The sequence below is a fragment of the Cyclobacterium sp. genome, assembly GCF_014762705.1.
GTDB lineage: Bacteria > Bacteroidota > Bacteroidia > Cytophagales > Cyclobacteriaceae > Cyclobacterium.
This window is the reverse complement of record NZ_JABURL010000050.1, coordinates 70,344-89,674: the sequence shown is the minus strand read 5'-3', so window position 1 is coordinate 89,674 and position 19,331 is coordinate 70,344. Positions and strand designations below refer to the sequence as shown.

Annotated in this window: 13 protein-coding genes and 1 pseudogene; 7 read left to right on the top strand and 7 right to left on the bottom strand. The window is 43.8% G+C overall.

The genetic code is table 11. The annotated features are described in order from the left end of the window. Nucleotides 1-67: 67 nt before the first annotated feature. From HUJ21_RS09620 to HUJ21_RS09605, 4 genes are all read right to left on the bottom strand, one after another. On the bottom strand, nucleotides 68-1,255 hold the full coding sequence (locus HUJ21_RS09620; protein WP_291369173.1) for a sialidase family protein: 1,188 nt from the start codon (nucleotides 1,253-1,255) through the stop codon (nucleotides 68-70). Then, complete coding sequence (locus HUJ21_RS09615) at nucleotides 1,252-2,307, bottom strand: polysaccharide deacetylase family protein (RefSeq protein ID WP_291369171.1); 1,056 nt, start codon at nucleotides 2,305-2,307, stop codon at nucleotides 1,252-1,254. Before HUJ21_RS09615 ends, HUJ21_RS09620 begins: the two co-directional genes overlap by 4 nt. Before the next feature lie 11 nt (nucleotides 2,308-2,318). After that, nucleotides 2,319-3,419: a sialidase family protein gene (locus tag HUJ21_RS09610; protein ID WP_291369169.1), complete on the bottom strand. Its 1,101-nt coding sequence runs from the start codon at nucleotides 3,417-3,419 to the stop codon at nucleotides 2,319-2,321. 279 nt (nucleotides 3,420-3,698) lie between these two features. After that, nucleotides 3,699-5,099 (bottom strand): alkaline phosphatase, encoded by a 1,401-nt coding sequence (locus HUJ21_RS09605; RefSeq protein ID WP_291369167.1) that lies wholly within the window; start codon nucleotides 5,097-5,099, stop codon nucleotides 3,699-3,701. Between the two features lie 354 nt (nucleotides 5,100-5,453). On the opposite strand from HUJ21_RS09605, the gene HUJ21_RS09600 reads away from it, so the two are divergent. The 6 genes and pseudogenes from HUJ21_RS09600 to HUJ21_RS09575 form a co-directional block, all read left to right on the top strand. After that, nucleotides 5,454-6,317, top strand: a complete 864-nt coding sequence (locus tag HUJ21_RS09600; protein ID WP_291369165.1) for an ROK family protein — start codon at nucleotides 5,454-5,456, stop codon at nucleotides 6,315-6,317. A 249-nt stretch (nucleotides 6,318-6,566) separates the two neighbouring features. Next, nucleotides 6,567-7,814 (top strand): MFS transporter, encoded by a 1,248-nt coding sequence (locus HUJ21_RS09595; protein WP_291369163.1) that lies wholly within the window; start codon nucleotides 6,567-6,569, stop codon nucleotides 7,812-7,814. 3 nt (nucleotides 7,815-7,817) lie between these two features. Continuing rightward, complete coding sequence (locus HUJ21_RS09590; RefSeq protein WP_166150114.1) at nucleotides 7,818-8,981, top strand: DNA-binding transcriptional regulator; 1,164 nt, start codon at nucleotides 7,818-7,820, stop codon at nucleotides 8,979-8,981. An 87-nt stretch (nucleotides 8,982-9,068) separates the two neighbouring features. Next, nucleotides 9,069-10,361, top strand: a complete 1,293-nt coding sequence (locus HUJ21_RS09585) for a hypothetical protein (protein WP_291369160.1) — start codon at nucleotides 9,069-9,071, stop codon at nucleotides 10,359-10,361. 530 nt (nucleotides 10,362-10,891) lie between these two features. Next, entirely contained in the window at nucleotides 10,892-11,143 is a 252-nt protein-coding gene (locus HUJ21_RS09580; protein WP_291369159.1) for a hypothetical protein, read from the top strand. 71 nt (nucleotides 11,144-11,214) lie between these two features. Next, nucleotides 11,215-11,409: pseudogene (locus HUJ21_RS09575) on the top strand (Txe/YoeB family addiction module toxin); the annotation flags it as partial. A 351-nt stretch (nucleotides 11,410-11,760) separates the two neighbouring features. Here the strand turns inward: HUJ21_RS09575 and HUJ21_RS09570 are convergent. The 3 genes from HUJ21_RS09570 to HUJ21_RS09560 form a co-directional block, all read right to left on the bottom strand. Further along, on the bottom strand, nucleotides 11,761-13,461 hold the full coding sequence (locus HUJ21_RS09570) for a SusD/RagB family nutrient-binding outer membrane lipoprotein (protein WP_291369157.1): 1,701 nt from the start codon (nucleotides 13,459-13,461) through the stop codon (nucleotides 11,761-11,763). A gap of 20 nt (nucleotides 13,462-13,481) precedes the next feature. Next, nucleotides 13,482-16,901 carry a SusC/RagA family TonB-linked outer membrane protein gene (locus tag HUJ21_RS09565; protein ID WP_291369154.1) on the bottom strand — a complete coding sequence of 1,140 codons (3,420 nt, stop codon included), beginning with the start codon at nucleotides 16,899-16,901 and terminating at the stop codon, nucleotides 13,482-13,484. 155 nt (nucleotides 16,902-17,056) lie between these two features. Continuing rightward, on the bottom strand, nucleotides 17,057-17,248 hold the full coding sequence (locus tag HUJ21_RS09560) for a hypothetical protein (protein WP_291369152.1): 192 nt from the start codon (nucleotides 17,246-17,248) through the stop codon (nucleotides 17,057-17,059). 186 nt (nucleotides 17,249-17,434) lie between these two features. Here HUJ21_RS09560 and HUJ21_RS09555 point away from each other — a divergent pair, with 186 nt between their 5' ends. Then, nucleotides 17,435-19,213 carry a metallophosphoesterase family protein gene (locus tag HUJ21_RS09555; protein ID WP_291369150.1) on the top strand — a complete coding sequence of 593 codons (1,779 nt, stop codon included), beginning with the start codon at nucleotides 17,435-17,437 and terminating at the stop codon, nucleotides 19,211-19,213. The last annotated feature ends 118 nt before the right edge of the window (nucleotides 19,214-19,331 follow it).

Below are 19,331 nucleotides of genomic sequence, written 5' to 3'. Positions count from 1 at the left end.
TTTTACCCTGTTAAGGCAATCAATCTACTCACCTGTAATACAGTCCTACCATGTAGAAGGACTATTCCTAAAAAAAATTATTTGGATCAATTTTAACATATTTAATTGCCTTGTCCCCATTATTGAGGTGATAGGAATAGGTAGCGTGAATTATTCCATCTACATCCTGAATCAGGGAAGGGTAAGAAAATCCTCCAACATCCTTTTTTTCATCCTCCAGATAAATTTTTCCTCTCCAGGTTCTGCCTTCATCATCTGAAATATACATGGACAACTTGTACCTGCCATCATCCACATCATTACCTAAAAACACCCAGAGCCCATTATCCAAAACCAATAATTCCACACTGGCGGTATTGGGAATGGTTGATTTTTCAGCTGCAGACCAGCTTACTCCCTCATCGGTTGAAAAGCTCCTTTGCAGCCTGTTTGGAGCATCTCCACTATCCCGCATCAGTGCCATGATTTCCCCATCCTTTCTTTGTGCAAGTGCAGGCTGAATGGGGCCTCTGCCTACTATTGGAAGACTAGAAGTCCAGGTTTCTCCATCATCATCCGAAATGCCCACCATGGAGAAATTAAATCCATCAGAATAAAGTGGCAATAGCAATCTCCCCGACTGCAAAACCAATGGCTTGATACGCGTCATCCATCCGATACTTGTTTTCTTGCTATCCTTGCTTGCCTCCAGAATCATTTCATCATAGGTAGGTGCATATTCTGACCAACCAGAGGTATTTTCAGGCAATTCCCCGAATTTCCTTACCACCTCCTCATGAAATTCCTCACCGGGTTTCAGGAGGATATTATCCTGCCATCCCCAAATGGGTGCACCTGCATTATCGTAGGCGGTACTGGTCCGTAACCTGAGTATTGACTGCTCCCACCGGTTTGCCTGTACAGCTATCCAGACCAAAAAAAGCTTTCCTTCCTGGTTGATAAACAGTACCGGATTGCAATCGGGAATGCCCGGGGTATCTGCCAACAAAAAAGTGGCTCCCCATTGGCTCTCTTTCCTCCTCAATCTTGCTCCCATAATCCGGACATCATCGGCTGTGCGTTCGCCGGAGCCTTCAAACCAGGCGGCCAGCAAGTCGCCATTGGGAAGGGCTACGATGCTGCTGCCATGTACATGATTTTTCTGCAGGGGAAAAATGAGGCTCTCAGATACAATGACTTTTTCCCTGGGAATGTATTGACCAAATGCTGTCACACATGCCAATAGTAATAACAGGGTTGATATTGATTTTCTCATTTGATATTCTTTCTTCTTTCCATCACTTCCTGCCAGGTGGTCAGCAGGATACCTTCCTCGGCGATAAATTTCTTCAACTCCGGATGTGTCATGGCCAACATATCTGCATACCTGGACCCATCCGAGGAGCTGATCCTGTCAAAAGTTTTACGGTCTCCATTACTGTGAACAATGACCATGGCCAGCCCGGGCTCCATTTCTCTGAGAACGGATTTAAATTGTGCTACCTTGTATTCTCCCCATGCTTTATCATCCGGGTTTCCTTCAGGTTTCCAATTCCCACTCACACTGTGTAAATCGTCCAATACAGGCAGTCCTGATTTCCAGATCTGCTGGCCGATTTCAGTAGCATTTTCCAACATTTCATTGCCGGGCAACTCCATTCCTTCCCTGAATTTCCCATCTTTTTTCAATTGCTTGATCAGGTTGTCCCTCATGGAAATTTTCAAAAGTTTATTGTTTCCGCCCGGAAACATGACTGGAATACCATAATCCACCCCGACCTTGATGTATCTTTCAAGAAAAGGGGGATGGTAAAACAATGTCCCCATATGGCTGTCCAAATGGGTCGGCTTCAGGCCCATTTCCAGGGCCCGGTCTATTTGGGCGCGTATTTCCATTTCCACCTCATCGGGACTGGCATGTTGTACCACTTCCCTTACAGATGGCCACAAGGCTCCTTCGGCATCCACCAGTCCAGGCACTGCTTTTTTCCCGGAAACAGGATGCCAGCGATAGTCTTTCCATTCAGATGTAAGTGTCAGGTGAATGCCCGCATCCATGGGCTCCTGCATGGCATGCCGGACAAAACTGGCAGCCCATGGACAGGACATCATGATACTACAGGAAGTGGCAACGCCGTTTTCTATGGATTTGATGGTACCTTCATTGGATTCATAGGACATCCCTGCATCATCCACGTGAAAAATCACCACTTTTACCCCTGTGGGATAGCCAAGCATCTCAGCATAGGTAGCCGCCTTTTGGGCAATGGCTGATTCCAGCACAAGCAGGATAAAACAGCCGATCATCATATTGGTTTTAATATCCATTTCTCATTTTATTAAATACCTTCGATTTTACCTTTCCAAAACGCTACCCTTTCCCTGTTCCAGGTATAGCAGGCCACCAGGTGACCATCCTCATAAAACATGGCCGGATAGGACAACTCATCAGACTCTCTTTCTCCTTTTTCTATATCAAATTTAGAAGTCCAGCTATGTCCATTGTCTGTGGAAACAGCTACCCTGATGGGAAACCTGTCTCCCCAGTTTTCTGATACAGGATTGTATATGACTGCCAATTTCTCCCCACCCAAATGGGCCACATCGATGCCACTGTTGTTATTGGGAAGGGACGTTTCACTTACGGCAGACCAGGTTTTGCCATAATCCTCTGAATCCGACCGGCAGATCTTTCCGGAACTGCTTCTCATGAGCATGTGAACATGGCCTGGTTTTGATTCCCAGAGCGCAGGTTGGATTACACCCTCTCCTTTGATCACATCCCGGTCCATTTCCAATTTATCAGTCGCTTCCCAGCTTTTTCCTCCATCTTCCGAGCGGTCTATAAAAACTGTCCATACCTTATCTTTCTCATCTGAAGCCGGGGCAAGCCAGGTACCATTGGATAAAACCAACATGTGATTTCTTACCGGACCCCGACCACCTTTATCACCGGGGACCAATTCTTCTGCCACTGACCATGTATCACCACCATCCTCGGTATGCTGTACCCAGGTCTCCCAATAGTCAATTTCCTTTCCTACCTTAAAATACAGATATACTTTTCCGTCCGGGGCATCGAATAGCACCGGATTCCAGTGGGGGTCATTCCTTACTTTTACCAATAATTTTGGCGCTGACCAATTTCCCGGACTTCCTTTTGATGTCCAAATCCCCACATCATCGTTTTTCTCATGAGAACCTGCAAACCAGGCCATCAAATAGGTCCCATCTCCCAAGCCTACAATGGTAGAAGCATGGCATTGGGGAAAAGGCCGGTCATCTTCAAAAACATGATCGTATTCAACCGTCTCGATGGCTATTTCTGCCGGTTCTTCCATGATTTCAGGATTTGAATCTGCTGTTTTTTCTTGTTTGCAAGACTGAACCAATACCATAAGTACTGTAGCCAACAGCCAATAATTGCTTTTCTTTTTCATAAATATCATCAAATTAATGCCATATCTGACAGTATACATTCCTGCCCAATTCTTGTTTTTTATACCGAAGTCAGGTAAACCCGTAAAGATTTCACTTTAATGCCTATTGGCCCAACAAATCTCTTTTCCTTCCTAAATGTTCAAACCATTTGTCTACCATAAATTGCTGTTTGCCTTCAGCACAAACCAATGACAAAGGCCTTTATATTTAACAGGCCTGTTCCTGGTTTAGCTTAAAGCCTATAACAACAACATAGAGAATAATGGATCAGCTTAAAGCTAAATGGCATACGAAAGAGAAGGTACCTGCGCAGCTTCCAACATTAAGTTATGCAATTTGTAATTCTCTATAAATGCAGGTAGGTTTTCGCTTCCCGGGCCATACATGGCCAACTCCACATAATCACTGGAATGGCCGGTGCCTGACCAGCCAATTCCTGTATGGTTGGCTTGGATACTGGCGAGTAAGTGATTGGGCACCTCCCCTGATCCGTACATGCCATCCCCATCCGGACCCTGGTATTTCTTCACTATGGCCTCGGCTTCCTCAGTTTTAAGTTGGAGGCCCTGGTAGGCTTCGATCAGGTCAGCAACCTGGGCTGGGGTATTGTCTCCGGATAGTTGTTTCAGAATCCATTCGTTGGAGCGGGTAGCGGTGTAAAGTTTGGAAAATTTATTGCTGGAAAAAAGCCCCGGGTTGGCATTGCCATGATCGGTGGTCATGATGACGAGCGTCTCACCATCCCTGGAGGCAAAATCCAGGGCAATACCTACCGCTGCATCAAAATCCAACTGATCATACAGGAGTGCAGGGGCATCATTGGCATGTGCTGCCCAATCCACCTTTCCTCCTTCAATTTGCATGGCAAAACCATTCGGGTTTTGACTCAGCAAATCAATGGCCTTAGCGGACATCTCAGCCAGAGAAGGAGTGGATTTTTTCAATTCAGGATCATTCTCCCTATCGATGGCATAAGGCATACCTCCTTCACTAAACAGCCCCAGCACCGGACTTTGTCCATTCAAGTTGCGCATTTCTTCTCTGTTTTGCGCCAGGGAAAATCCTGCTTTTCGAAAATCGCCCAAAAGGTCCCTTTTATCCTCTCTGTATTCACTATCAAAGAGCGCCTTGCCTCCACCCATCATCACATCGAATTCCAGATCCAGGTATTTTACCGCTATTTCAGGCATGGCACTCCTGCTTTTTTCATTCACACAAAAAGAAGCCGGAGTAGCATGGGTAATGGGTACAGAGGTTACGCAGCCCACTGATTTACCCGCACTTTTGAATTTTTGCAATATCGGAACCGGCAATTCCCCGTTTGGGCCCACATTAAGGGATCCGTTGGGTACCCGCATACCACCACCCCAGGAACTTCCGGCGGCAGCGGAATCCGTCACCATGGAATTGGAAGAGGCAGTATCCATTAAGCTCCTTTTGGCAAAGCTACTTTGGTAATAGCCCATCCAACGACTCCATTTACCTTCCTTTTGTCTCAATAGCAGGTCGGCCATGTTTAAGGTGCCGGTACTCATTCCATCACTTACTAAAAAAATAATATTTTTTGCCGTTTTGGCTTTACTGTGCACATTGGGTTTGGCATAACCCAATTGGGTACCCAGAGCTCCCAGACCCATAGAGGCCAAAAGTCCCTTATTAAAGAATTCCCGTCTTTTCATAACTGTCTATTTTCTACTGTAATTGAAATTCAAAATTAAGATGTGGACCGAATACATTAAATCCAAAAAAAGTGAAACATATCCTATCGCATAAATATAACATGATCTGTTATCAACAATACGCTATTTTTCACATTTGTACTATTAAAAAAAACATACCCGGCCAATAGTACAAACCCCTAATTCAAAGTATAACTGCTGAAAACGGACACCTTACAGAACCTTTTATTCCTGATTTTCAAACAGTTCGATAAAAGCATGGAAGGCAGGTAGGCTACCAATTCATTTGTATAATATTTAAATTAAGATATATTTGTTGTTTCATTTTTTATAAAACTCACCTGAATTAGCGCAATGAACATAGGAATAGATTTAGGAGGTACAAAAATCCAGGTCGGCATTGAGAAAGATGGGAAAATTATCCACAAAACCAAAGCCCTCTTACAAGAAAAAGACGATCTTCGTTCTACTTTGGATCAGGTGATTCAATTTATCAAACCACTCACTATCCATAAAGTAGATGGCATTGGCATCGGTGTACCTTCGGTTGTAGATGTGGAAAAGGGAATTGTTTACAATGTCACCAACATACCTTCCTGGAAAAAAGTAGCACTCAAGGATATCCTGGAAAAAGAATTTAACCTGCCTGTATTTGTCAACAACGATGTCAACTGTTTTACCATTGGTGAACATAAGTTCGGTTTAGGGAAAAACTACAGCTGCATGGTGGGGATGTCCATAGGAACAGGTTTGGGATCGGGAGTGATCATTTGGAATAAACTTTATGCGGGTATCAATTGCGGTGCGGGCGAAATAGGACTTCTTCCCTATAAAGACCACAATATTGAATATTATGCCAGTGGAAATTTTTTCAATGCTTTTTACCAAACGACAGCTTTAGATGCTTTTACATCCGCTAAAAAAGGAGAAAAGGTGGCACTGGAGCAATGGAAAACCTTCGGCCAACATTTCGGGGCTGCAGTTCAGGCGGTCATGTACACCTATGATCCCCAGGCCATCGTGATTGGGGGTTCAGTAGCCAATGCCTATCCCTATTTTGAAGCTAGCATGCGTGAAAGCTTCAAGGATTTTATTTACCCGGAGTCCATAAAGAAATTAAAAATTCACCTTACTGAAAATGAAGATATTGCGCTTTTGGGAGCCGCTGCCCTGGTAGATTTGTCTCTGGAGCATGCCAATGGGGTGGTACAGAAATAAGCTGGCACCATCCAACAGGTGAAGCCATTGAATTTTATTTCGGTTTTAACCATGTTTCCAGCAAAATTAAAAACCAATAGCACTGAATGTATAGGTTTGAGTTTTTTATCATTAACTTCATCTTCAACAATTAACGGGATATGAAATCGAGCATGACGCAAACGAACTCAGAGAGATAATTTTGTCATATGCGAGATTCTACCTGACTGATGGCAGTCAGGTGGGACCAATAAAAACAATTATAAACACATGAATCAAAACAAACTCATCGTAGCACTGATTTTATTGATATTTTTTGTCATTTCCTTTTTGACAAATATTCTTGGTCCCATTATTCCTGATATCATTGATAGTTTTACTCTGAGTATTGGTTTGGCCGGATTTTTACCTTTTTCCTTTTTTGTTGCCTATGCGGTTATGTCTATTCCCTCAGGGATTTTAGTAGAAAAGTACAAGGAAAAAAAAATGCTGGTTTTGGCATTTACGCTGGCTTTTTTAGGGGCCATTTTGTTTGCATTGATTCCCGGGTTTGCCATAGCCCTTACTTCTCTATTTATTATAGGAATAGGTATGGCCATTTTGCAAGTAGTCATTAATCCCCTGCTCAGAACCGCAGGTGGAGAAGAACATTTTGCCTTTAATTCAGTGTTGGGCCAATTGGCTTTTGGTGCGGCTTCTTTTTTGAGCCCCATGTTGTACAGTTACCTGGTTACAAACATGCATACCGATGACATTTCTGTATTATTTACATTTTTAAATGAAATGGTACCGGAAAACCTCAAATGGGTATCCCTTTACTGGGTATTTGCAGTTATTGCCTTTATCATGATCATCGTTGTTTATATCGCTAAATTTCCAAAGGTAGAGCTCAAGGAGGATGAAAAAATCGATATAGGGGTAGCATTTAAAGACTTGTTGTCCAACAGGATTGTCATCCTGTATTTTCTGGGGATTTTTTGTTATGTAGGTACAGAGCAGGGAATCGCCAACTGGATTTCCAAATTTTTACAAAGTTACCATGGAGTGGATCCTTCTACAACCGGCGCAACGGTCATTTCTTATTTTTGGGGATTACTGACCATCGGTTGTCTGTTGGGATTGCTGCTATTGAAATTTATGGATAGCCGAACAGTATTGATAGGCTTTACCGCGGGTGCCATCCTGGCCTTGCTTACAGCACTTTTCGGTCCGGTATCCTGGGCTTTGGTGGCTTTCCCACTGACAGGTTTCTTTGCCTCCGTCATGTGGTCCATTATATTTTCCCTGGCCCTGAATTCCGTTCCCCATCATCATGGTACCTTTTCCGGGATCCTATGTACGGGCATTGCAGGTGGAGCTCTGGTGCCTCTGATTGTAGGCGGCATTGCCGAATTGATCGGGCTTAAATTGGCCATGCTTTTTCTTTTGATCACTTTAGGTTATATCCTGAGTATTGGCATATGGGCCAAACCTCTGGTAAGCAATGCCACTAAAAACTTCAAAGATATCTTCAGGTAAAACATGTATAAAATCATTTTACTACTGGATTTTGCAGAAGAATATAGTAAAAGTTTACTCAAGGGAATTTCCAAGTATTCAACAGAAAACGGCCCATGGACCTACTGCCGCATGCCCCTGTATTACCGGGAGACCATCGGCATAAAGGGTATTTTAGATTGGGCAAAGGATTGGGGGGCCCACGGTATTATCGGACAGTTGTATAATGATATGGACCTAAAGCTGATCCTTGATTCCAAAATTCCGGTTATTGCTCAGGATTTTAAAGAACGTTTTTCTGAACTCCCCAATATTACCGGATCCTATCACGAAGCAGGAGAGATGGGTGCTGAGTACTTTTTAAGAAAAGGATTCAAAAATTTTGCTTTTTATGGGTTCAATGACATTGTTTGGTCCAGGGAAAGGGCTGAAGGATTTGAAAAGAAAATCAACTCTGTTGGGTCCAAAGTGCATTATTTTGAACACCGGAAATCACGTTCTACCGATCTCTGGTATTACAAGAGCAACTCCCTGAGCAAATGGCTGATTTCCCTTCCAAAGCCCATTGCCTTGATGACTTGTGATGACAACCAGGGCCTGCATATCACAGAAGCCTGTAAGCAAAACAAAATCCGCATACCTGAAGAGGTCGCCGTTTTAGGAGTGGACAATGATGAAATGCTTTGTGAATTGTCAGACCCCCCCTTGTCCAGTATAGGGCTTGATATAGAAAAAGGCGGTTACGATACGGCCAGATTAATGGAGCACATGATCCAAAATGGTGCTGACCAGTTTTATGACATTCATGTTAAGCCCACACAGATCATTACCCGCCAATCCACTGATATCTATGCCACCAATGATGATCATATCGCCTCCACGCTAAAATACATCCACAAAAACATAGAGAAAAACCTGCAGGTAGATGAAGTGGTAAAGCAGGTTCCCCTTTCCAGAAGGAGTCTGGAAAAACGTTTCCACCAAATCACAGGCTACCCTATCTACAAGTATATTTTTAATTTACGGATAGAAAAATTCACACAAAAGCTTCTGGAAACAGACCAAACTGTTTTTGAGATCGCCTTGGATTTGGGCTTAAATGACAGCAAAAATATTGCGCGGCAGTTCAAACAAATAAAAGGCTGCAATCCAATCGAATACCGCAAAAGATACCTGGCTGGTAAATAAAAAATTTGCTCCCACTTTTTTGTTCTGCTCCAATAAAACATGTACTTCCAAATGGTACAAATAAGTCGTATCCGGTATATTAAACATATGAGACACTTGAGTAAAAACACCATGCTATCCATGGTAATTGTAGGAATGGCTTTAGGCACGGCATGGGCCATCAGGGGGCAGTTTGGACATGAACAAGGAGCAGCCTGGGCAGGAGGAATCGGCAGCCTTTGTATCATCGTACTCTCCAGAAACAAAAGCTGGTACAATAAAGCCATGAAAGCAGCTTTTGCAGGGGCTGTGGGTTGGGGTCTGGGTGGCATGATGAGTTATGGAGCAGTAGTAGGCTATGGTAGAGGAGTGGACTTTGTCAATGTGTATTATGGGTTGTCCATGTTGTTTGTTATTGGAGGCCTTTACGGCTTAATTGGAGGCGGGCTTTTTGGTCTGGTCCTGGCTGATCATCCGGATAAAAAAGTGAAATGGCATCAGGTCATCATTGAAATGACCACCGGGGGAGTCATTTTCTACTATTTTATCATTGAACAATTGGGTATTGCCATGACTCCACCCAGATCAGAAGCTTGGGGAGTCTGTGCGGGCATCGGGATCGCCATGATGTATTACCTGGCCAGAAATAAACAATACAGTGCTATGCGGGTAGCCGTCTTTGCGGGACTTGGTGGCGGCTTTGGCTTTGCTTTTGGCAATTTCCTGCAGGTATTGGGCAATGTAGCCCAGGTACCCTTTAACATGTGGAATGTGATGGAGTATTCACTGGGTTTCTTTGGGGGGCTGGGCATGGCTTATGGAGCATATACTTCTCCCTGGCCACAAGAAAAACCCACAACCCAGTACTCTTACAGTAACCTGACCATACCTATGGTAGGGTTTCTTTTGCTGATTCCATTCATTGTCTGGCAGCAATCCTTTGTGGAGAAAGACCTGGAACCTACCATAGGAAAACTGGTCAGTGAACCCGGCATTTGGATCAGCATGGCACAGTCAGTGGCTTTCGTGGCCTTTCTCATTCCAGCCATTTTCTGGATCTACCTCCTTTCCAATAAAAAAAATAGGCTCAGTCAGGAGCTGAGCTTTGGGGAAGTACATGGTATTTTTATCACCTATTTTGCCGTATACATCATCTTTACCATCCTGATTACGGGATCTTTTCTGAGTTTTTACCGGATCGAACAGTTTTTGTACATCCTCAATTTTGCTGTTATTCTTGTGCTGATCCCAAAAGCAATGCCCCTGTTTACAAACAGAAAGGCCCATCCCCAAAAATGGACCTTGATGGCACTGGGCATATTGGTATTTATTGCCTTGATCAGCCTGATTGCCATCAGCAGTCATGGGGAGATGCCGGGGATGAACAAGCGGTTTGAATAGTAGGATTTATTTGCAAAACGGATATTATCGTTTCAGTGGCTTTTGTCTGGAAGAACGGATGTTAATCCGTTCTATTTGCCCCTTCCGGGGCTTGATTCGGTAGGTTAGGATGGTAAGCTTGTTGATTGGCCCACGGTGGACCTGCTTTTGCTTATTAGTTCTTCTCAGCATTTCGGGGCATGACGTAGGGAGACGCATACTGATTCTTGGGGTCCCTGCTCCAGGTCCTGCCAATCTCAGGATCATGCTGTCTGAAATGCGTAGTGTAGGATTTACCAGGTTCTTTAAGCTCGTCATCAGCCTCCCAGCGCTGGAACCCATAGCGGTATGCCCCTGCACAACAATTTCCGAAGCTTTTCCACCCCCCTCACAACCTTTATAAAGAACGTTTCGCCCCTGTGGACAATCATAAAGATAGTTTTTCCTTTTTCAGTTAAAAGTTAATCTGCAGACAGGAATGAGAAAAGAAGCACAACTTTGAATCTCTTTAATATTTGCATCGTTTAATAATTAAATCTTAAATTTGGATTATGAAGCAACTATTTGAAATAGAGAGCGATAAAATCGAAATACTGGAGAAGTTTAGGGAGCTTGCCCGAAGGTACAACGTATCATTTCGAGAGTGGGAGTTGGCAAAAAAGGAAAATCCTTCTCCAAGCGGAGATCCATATTTCGACAATCCAAAAAATGTAAAAGAAATACTTGAGGGTGTAAAACAGTCCAAGGAGGGGGAAATTATCGAAATGACCAAAAAAGAACGTAAAAAAATGCTCGGTCTGTGAGTTTTAAAGTAGTCTTTACTAAAATTGCCGAAAAGGGCCTCTTGAGACATTAAAAATCTGGAAACAAAAAGCTTATTATAAAGATCGATCAATTGTTGGATGAACTTGAAGAACATCCGGAGACCGGCACAGGTAAACCAGAAAGATTGAAAAATATCCTTTCTGGCTATTGGTCAAGAAGAATAAATAAAGAACACCGTTTGGTTTATTCAATTGATGGGGAGAAAGTGATTGTTACTGTTATTTCAGCTTATGGACATTATTAGACGGCTATTTATGTAAGTGGTTTTTTGTAGCTAAACTTCTCCAACCTCCTCCCGACCTTTTTGCGAGTCTAAAAACAAAGAACGTTTCTTCCCTTTGAGCCACCATGAAGATAGTTTTTCCCATTCAAAAGTTTTCCAAAAGAAAAAAGACATCCCTCATGGACCAAAAAGGGCAGCACTTAGAATTTCATGCTGCCCAATCATAAGTTTGTAGGATTAATGAAGGAGAATTTAATACTCCTGTGTTTCAGGAATGGCATTTGAAATTTAAATTTTTAAATAAAAAAGGTCCTCCGCTCCAAAACGGGGCGAAGAACCTTTATCGTGATTAGAAAAAAATGAGATTAAATCTTAAAATGGAACATTGGTGCCCTGATACAACCATGGCTTGGACCAGGGACTATCGGCACCGAAGTTTCCGGAATACGGAGTCACCTCAAGGCCTCCCGCATCCAGTGCAGCCTCAATGCTTTCTGAATTGTTATTGTATTCGTCGTTACCATATTGGAACCTGATGGCCACCTCTGGCTGAGGAGAAAGTGGACCTGCCTCCAGTGCAGGATATCCTGTTCTTCGGAAATCAGCAAAGGATTCGGCAGCAGCTGTCCAGCTGGCCACCCATTTTTGTTCCATTATTTGCTCCAATGAATTGTTAAAACTGATTTCCGGCTGACTGATGAAGGAATTGTACTCATCAGCCCTGTTCCAGGTTTCCAGCGACTGCTCTATGGCTTTATTGTAATGGGTTTCGGCATCTCCCACATTCCAGCCTTTCAAGGCAGCTTCTGCAAAGATAAAGCTCACTTCTGCTGCGGATATGATCCTGGCCTTCAAGATATCACCTGGGGATCCCTCGGTGCTGTAAATAGGAGCAAGCTGAGAAACATGCTGGTTTTGCGTTCCCTGACCTGGTGAAGGATTACCGTTATAAGATTCTGGAACGGTAATTCCAGGAGGAAGGCCTACATAAAGGTCATCGTTGTAATCCTCTTCTACCAGAGTAGGATTGTACCGCCTGGTAAATTTCACATCGGCATACAATTCTACAAAATCATCATAAGGATATGTTTCCACGCTCAAAGGCTCCCCATCCGCTCTGATAAAATCTTCTCTGGCTGTAGCAAGGGATTCATCAGCTACCCATTGTACCCGCACCGAATCAAACCATACGGTCAAACGGGGGTCGTTGGTCTCAGTCAACTGGTCTATGAAAGTCTGGCAGGCCTGGTACCGCTGAAAATCATCCGGATTGAGTCTCACATGCCTGGATAACCACTGATCATTGGCCCCTCCGGTGTAATCCAATGTTGCATCCTGAGAGGGGTCATCAATATAAATGCCACTGCTATAGATGGCTTCGACTCCTGCCCTGGCCACATCAGGTTTTTTCTCCGAAAGGCGCATGTAATATCTCAGCAAGAGTGAATTGGCAAATCGCTGCCAGTTTTGGGTATTCCCGCCGTAGTACAGGTCATTGCCATTTGTAACCCCTTCATTGGAGGCTGAGCCAAGAATCTGAACTGCCTGCTGAAGATCTGCTATGATCCCATCGTATATCACTTCCTGGCTATCAAATTCAGGGTATTGAAATTCCTCTCCTCCCTGGTCACCCTTCAGTGCATCCGTATAAGGCGCATCTCCCCAAAGGTCTGCTATATTACCAAATACAAAGGATTTCATGGTCAAACCCATCCCCTCAAAGAATTCATTTTCCAGGTCCTGTCCCCTGCGGATCATCAGCTCATTGGTGCGTAATATATCGTACCAGCCTGTCCAGTTCCGGTTGCTCCATTCATAATGGTTGTGTCCACCGTACCAGCCATTTTTTTGGGTATGTTGAACAGCACCTGCCAGGTCATTGTAACCCAGGTTTACATAATCCTGGGCTGCGGAAGACAATACCGTTGGCATCAACAAATTCGGATTGGCATTGGAAGGCTCTATTCCATAAGGATTGATATTCATCTCATCTAGTTTCTCGTCACAACCCGAGAATAGGACCAATCCGAATACGAATAAAGCTATTTTTCGAAAATCAAATAAATGCTTCATGATTTGTATATTAAAGGAATTTACAAATTAAAATTAAGTTTGAACCCTACCGGAACACTCCAGGGCATTACATTCTGCCTTTCAATTCCCTGACGGAACTGAGACGCTGTATCTCCCTGGCTTCCCCCTCCGGCCCAGAAGGCCCTTTCCGGATCAATACCAATGTCAGCCTTGGTCCACAACATGATATTTCTTGTGTAGATGGCAAAGGTGGCATTTCTGAAAGCGCCGAAATCCGGAATTCGATAACCAAGAGAAAGTTCTCTCAGTTTAATAAAAGAGGCATCAAAGGTAACCTGCTCATTGAACCTCCAGGCATAAGTATTGGTAATGGGGTAGATATTGGTTTCTGGCCCTCCAAGATGTTCTTCATATACATCATCTGCATAGTTATCAGGCGTATCCTGGCCCGCAGTTTGAATCACACCTGGTATAAAGGCACCGTCATTTCCATTTTCATCCACAGGAAAACCTCCTGTCTCAGCAGTATGCCCACCCACTCTTGGGAAATTACCTGGTCGTGGAATGATGTACTTATCCGGATCTGATTTCAATAGCTCCACCAATTCGGCATCGGTATACAATCCACCAGGAATCAGGTTGTCCAACTGACGCTGAGATTTCCAGTCTGACTCTCCGTATCGATATGTAAAGGACATGAACTCCCCGCCACTTCTCCAATCGAAGCTGGCGTTCAATACCAATCGTTTGTAGCTCAAACTGGTTTGGCCCCCCAGGATAAAGTCCGGATTGAAATTCCCTACTTTGCGAAGCTCCTCATCAACACCACGGAATGCTTGCCATTCGCCCGTACTGGTCAAAATTGGCCATTGATAGTAGGGAGAATTAGGATCCTCCACTTGAGCAAAGCCCGAGCTATACATATCTCCGATGTTCTCTCCAAGGAAGGTAATCGCTCCTGCATCATTTTCACCCCAAAGGATGATTCGGTCCAGGTTATCGCTCAGCTCCACCACTCTGGTTCGGTTTCTACTCCAGTTCAGGTTAATATCCCAATTCCAGCCATTCCTGCTCAATGGTGTGCCTCCCAGGGTAAATTCCAAACCCCGGCTTTGGATCAATCCGGCATTGATCAACCTACTGCTAAATCCAGAGGAACGGGGAAGGTTTACTGCAAAGATCTGGTTTCGGTTATCTACAGTATAATAGGTACCTGTAAACCGCAATCTGTTTTGAAACATATTTAAATCCACACCTACTTCAATTGATGTGGCTTCCTCAGGCTTAAGATCTGGGTTTAACAAACCCGAGGGCATAGCAGCGGTATTGATATTGTTGTACAATCCGGTACTTAGGTTTTGAACCAATCGGTAGGGGTCGGTATCATTACCTACCTGTGCCCATCCAATCCTACCTTTAAGCATGTCTATGCTCTCAGGCAAATTAAAGGTATAATTGGCCAACCAGCTTAAAGAGGCTGATGGATAAAAATACGAACGGTTTGCAGCGGGTAAGGTAGAAGACCAGTCATTTCGGGCCGTCAAATCCAGGTACAATTGGTCTGCAAATCCGAAAGAAGCCAAACCGTATATACTGTAGATGGATCTTTTGAAATACCCACTATTCACCGAACGATTATCCGCAGGAATGTTTTGCACGTTATAAATACCGGGAACTACAAGGCCGTTATTTCGGTTTCCACCTACGCCTACGCTGTTGCTGGAGCCAAAACGCGTCATGATGTTTCCACCAGCAGATGCATTAAAATCCAGTTTTCCAAAATCCTGCTTGTAGCTGGCCAGAATATCCGCATTGGACTCCTGAGTCAACAAGTCAGTGGTGTAGTATCCACCTCTCGCCATTCGGCTGTAGCTGAAAGGAATTTTCGTCTCCCTGTTCTCATTCGATCTGTCCAGGGAGTACCTTGCAGTAATATTAAAGCTGTCATTGAATTTGTAATCCAGTGAGGTATTGCCAAATATTCTGTCCCTTCGGAATGAATTTTCAATTCCGTAGGCAATGAAATAAGGATTATCGCCTGCAGTTGTCCGAATTTGCTGGATACCTTCCTGTCCTTCAACCCATATGTTTCTCATCTCTTCAAAATTTACATATGAAGAATTGTAAATGGCCTCAAGTGGGTTAGCTCTTCTGTCCCCTGTACTGGGCCGGTCATTGGACTGGCTGTTGCTGTAATTAAAGTTTGAACTGAAAGTCAGCTTTTCCAATATGTTGTAGGAAACCGAGGTGGAAATGTTGTTTCGGAAAAGATCGGAATTGGGGATCATTCCCTTGTGCAACATATTGGAATAGGAGACCCTGTAAGTGGCGTCATCATTTCCTCCACTAACTGCCAGATTATTTGTTGAAGTCACCCCCGTTTGCATGAAATCCTTCATGGCATTTGGATAGGACCTTAGCTCAGTAGGAATTCTGTTCCCGTTCTCATCCACAGGACTGTTCCACTGAATGGCTGTATTTCCTGCATCAAGTTGGGGACCACCCCAATAAGCGGATCCTTCATTGAATACCCCTTCCCTGTTGCCATTGGCATAGCGGTAATGAAAGTCCAGTAGGCGTGTAGGTCTTTCGAATACGTTACTGGTAGAAAAGGAAACGCCCATGTCTTTTCGTTTGCTTCCTGATTTGGTGGTGATCAATACAACTCCATTACCTGCCCTGGTTCCGTAAAGTGCTGCGGCACTGGGACCTTTTAATACACTGATATTGGCAATGTCATCCGGATTGATATCAGATATGGCATTACCGTAATCAACCTGGTTACCATCCCCATTCTGGGAAATGTTATTCAGAGAATTGGACATGGGCACCCCATCTACTACAAATAGGGGCTGGTTGTCCGTAGTCAGGGAAGTAGCTCCCCTGATCACCATGCTCATGGATGACCCAGGTCCACTGGTCTGATTGATGGTCACGCCCGGCATTCTTCCTGCCAGGGAACTCAATACATTTTCCTGGGTTACCTGGGTAATGTCTTCTGCTTCTACACTGGAAACATCATAGCCCAGTGAACGCTGATCCCTTTCGATTCCAAGGGCAGTCACTACCACTTCAGACATATCTGTTGCTGTTTCCTGCAGGGTAACATCTAAGGTGGTTCGGTTGCCAACAGTCACTTCCTGACTTTCGAAACCGACAAATGAAAAAATCAAAACAGCATTTGGCCCTGCCACATCTATCCTGTAAGCACCATCTGCATTGGTTACAGTTCCGTTATTCGTTCCTTTTTCAAAAACAGTTACACCGGGTATACCGACATTGTCTTCCTGAGAAGTCACTGTTCCTGTGATAGTAACAGCAATTTCATCTTCCAATAGGCCAGAGGCATGTATTGGATTTCCTAAACTGGTACCCGGAAGGTTGTTTGCCCCCGCAAGTAAGGTACCGGAACAAACCAGTCCTACCGATAGAAGTGGTACCATCCACTTCAACATTTTTTTAGTACGGCGTTTTTTCATAACTCATTAAATTGATTTACAGTTTTAATTTAGCTTTCCTTTATTTTATTGGAATTTTTCATCCAAACCGGGCCCCTTCTGAACCTGAGGCTTATCTGGAACAACCAATCATTTTGATCATTATCCATTACCTTTATCCGTTGTGACGGATACATTTACGACTTTTTTATTTTTTTTTCCTTTTCATATTGAGTCAAAATCTCATCAAAATATTTTTTCATACTCGCCTCAAGGAGGGTTTTCATCTCTTGGTCTTCCATGCCCTGCAACAACTCCTCAAACTCATCCCTGGAAATCTTATTATTTACAAGCCGCTGAAACAGAGCTCCTGGTTTTGTCTTTTTCATGTGTTTGCCCTCCACGGTATATACCAGGTCCTGGAAAAAAAGACTATTTATTATTTTCAAATTGTGATGAAAAAATTGTTAAGCAACTTAACAATTCATTAAATGGCCTGTTTCCCCCGTTTGCTGTATTAAAATAAAAATGAGTCTGGCAAAATGATGTTGCTCTTTAAAAATGTAAAACTCTTTATGAAAAAAATTACTTACGCAGTCCTGTTGCTCAACCTAATCTTAATTTCATGTGGTCCTGACGGAAATATCCCTGAAAATTTGCCTCCGGTATCTGCAACCATGGATGATATTGTTACCAGACTATATGCAGATTGGGACAAAGAAACTTTGGACACCATCTCTCATGAATTCGTTGAACAATACCTCAGTGAGGAAGAAAAAGCTGCGCTGGCCACTCAGTATTGGAAAATGAAGGTAAATGTTCCGGTAACCATTTCTTTAATGCGGGATAAAGCACAGGAAAAGATCCCATTTTGGCTGAAACCCTCGGGGTTTAACCAGACGGATATGGAAGTCAAAAATGGAAGCTATACCTATGAAGTATGGCAAAAAAACCATGATTCCGGGGAAATAAACCTGGGCATCAATGGCTTTGGCAAACACCGCCCCGTATATTTTGTAGCACTTGCCCCTCAAAACCAGGAAGAGAATTTGGAAATCACTCCTATTTTTCCGGAAAACCAGCACATAGAAACTTTTGAAACCGGTGCATTCACTTACCATGACTGGGATGGGCTTACACTTACGCAGGTACCAGAGGCTCTCGAAGGGCAGCAATTGCTGACCACCATTCGGGGGAGAGCCAGGGAGGCACATATCGTCAATGCATTCCGTACCACTGATTTTCCTACTGGCAAAAAGCCTGACCAGGTCGTGTTGACCTGGAGCGGAGATCCTGCCAGTACCATGGACATTCAGTGGCGCACCGATGAAACGGTTCCTGAAGGATTTGTGAAATACTGGTCTGAAGGGTCAACCGATACATTAACGACTACGGCAGAAAAATTTCTAATGGAGGATCGGCTTTTAGAAAATGACCGCTACATGCACCGTTTTACGGCAAAGCTCCAAGCGCTTGGTCCGGATACCAAATACGAATATATGGTGGGAAATGATGCCGCAGGTTGGTCATCCGTTGAAACATTCTTCACTGCAGCCAGGGAGAAAAAGGCTTTCTCTTTCACCTGGTTTGGAGATATTCACAATTCAGCAATTTGGGGTGACCTGATCAAAAAATCTGAAAAACAACATCCCGGTGCAGCATTTTATTTTTCCTCCGGTGACCTGGTCGACACCGGGTTATACAGGGATGATTGGGACAAACTTTTTGCCTATGCCGGAGGTCCCATTTCCAGAAAGCCTTTTTTGGCAGTTCCAGGCAATCATGACAGCCAGGATGGGCTGGGAGCCTGGATGTACGAAGAAATGCTGAGCCTGCCTTCCGATAGTCCAAATCCGGAAATAGCAGGAAGGACCTATGCTTTCAATTACCAAAACACGCTATTTCTCATGATTGATGCCACCCTTCCTTTGAGTGACCAAACCGCATGGATTGAAGAAAAACTGAGTGGATCGGAAGCTACCTGGAAAATCGCCGTTTTCCATTTCCCCCCTTACAATGCCGTGGAGCCTTACCCGGAAATTCAGGGCCTCTGGGGTCCGCTTTTCGACGCATACCATGTTGACATGGTTCTAGGGGGGCATTTTCACTATTACATGCGCTCAAAACCCATTTATAACGGTGAAGTCAAAAATTCACCGGAAGAAGGAACCATTTATTGGATATCAATTGGCACTACAGGAAAGAATAAAGGAATAGACAAGGAATCTTACGCGGAAGTTCAGTTTCCGGGCGAACACCTTTACCAGTACGTCACCATTGATGGAGACCAGCTGAATGCAACAACCATAAATCTGGAAGGAGAAACGGTAGATCAATTTAGCATTAACAAATAGTATCATACCTTTAATGTCATTTTATAAAATTCCTACCCTGCTGACTGGCAGCGGGTGGGCTTTTTTTAGGAATCATTTTTTTGACATTACTTGGAAGATCCCCATTATTCCATGTATT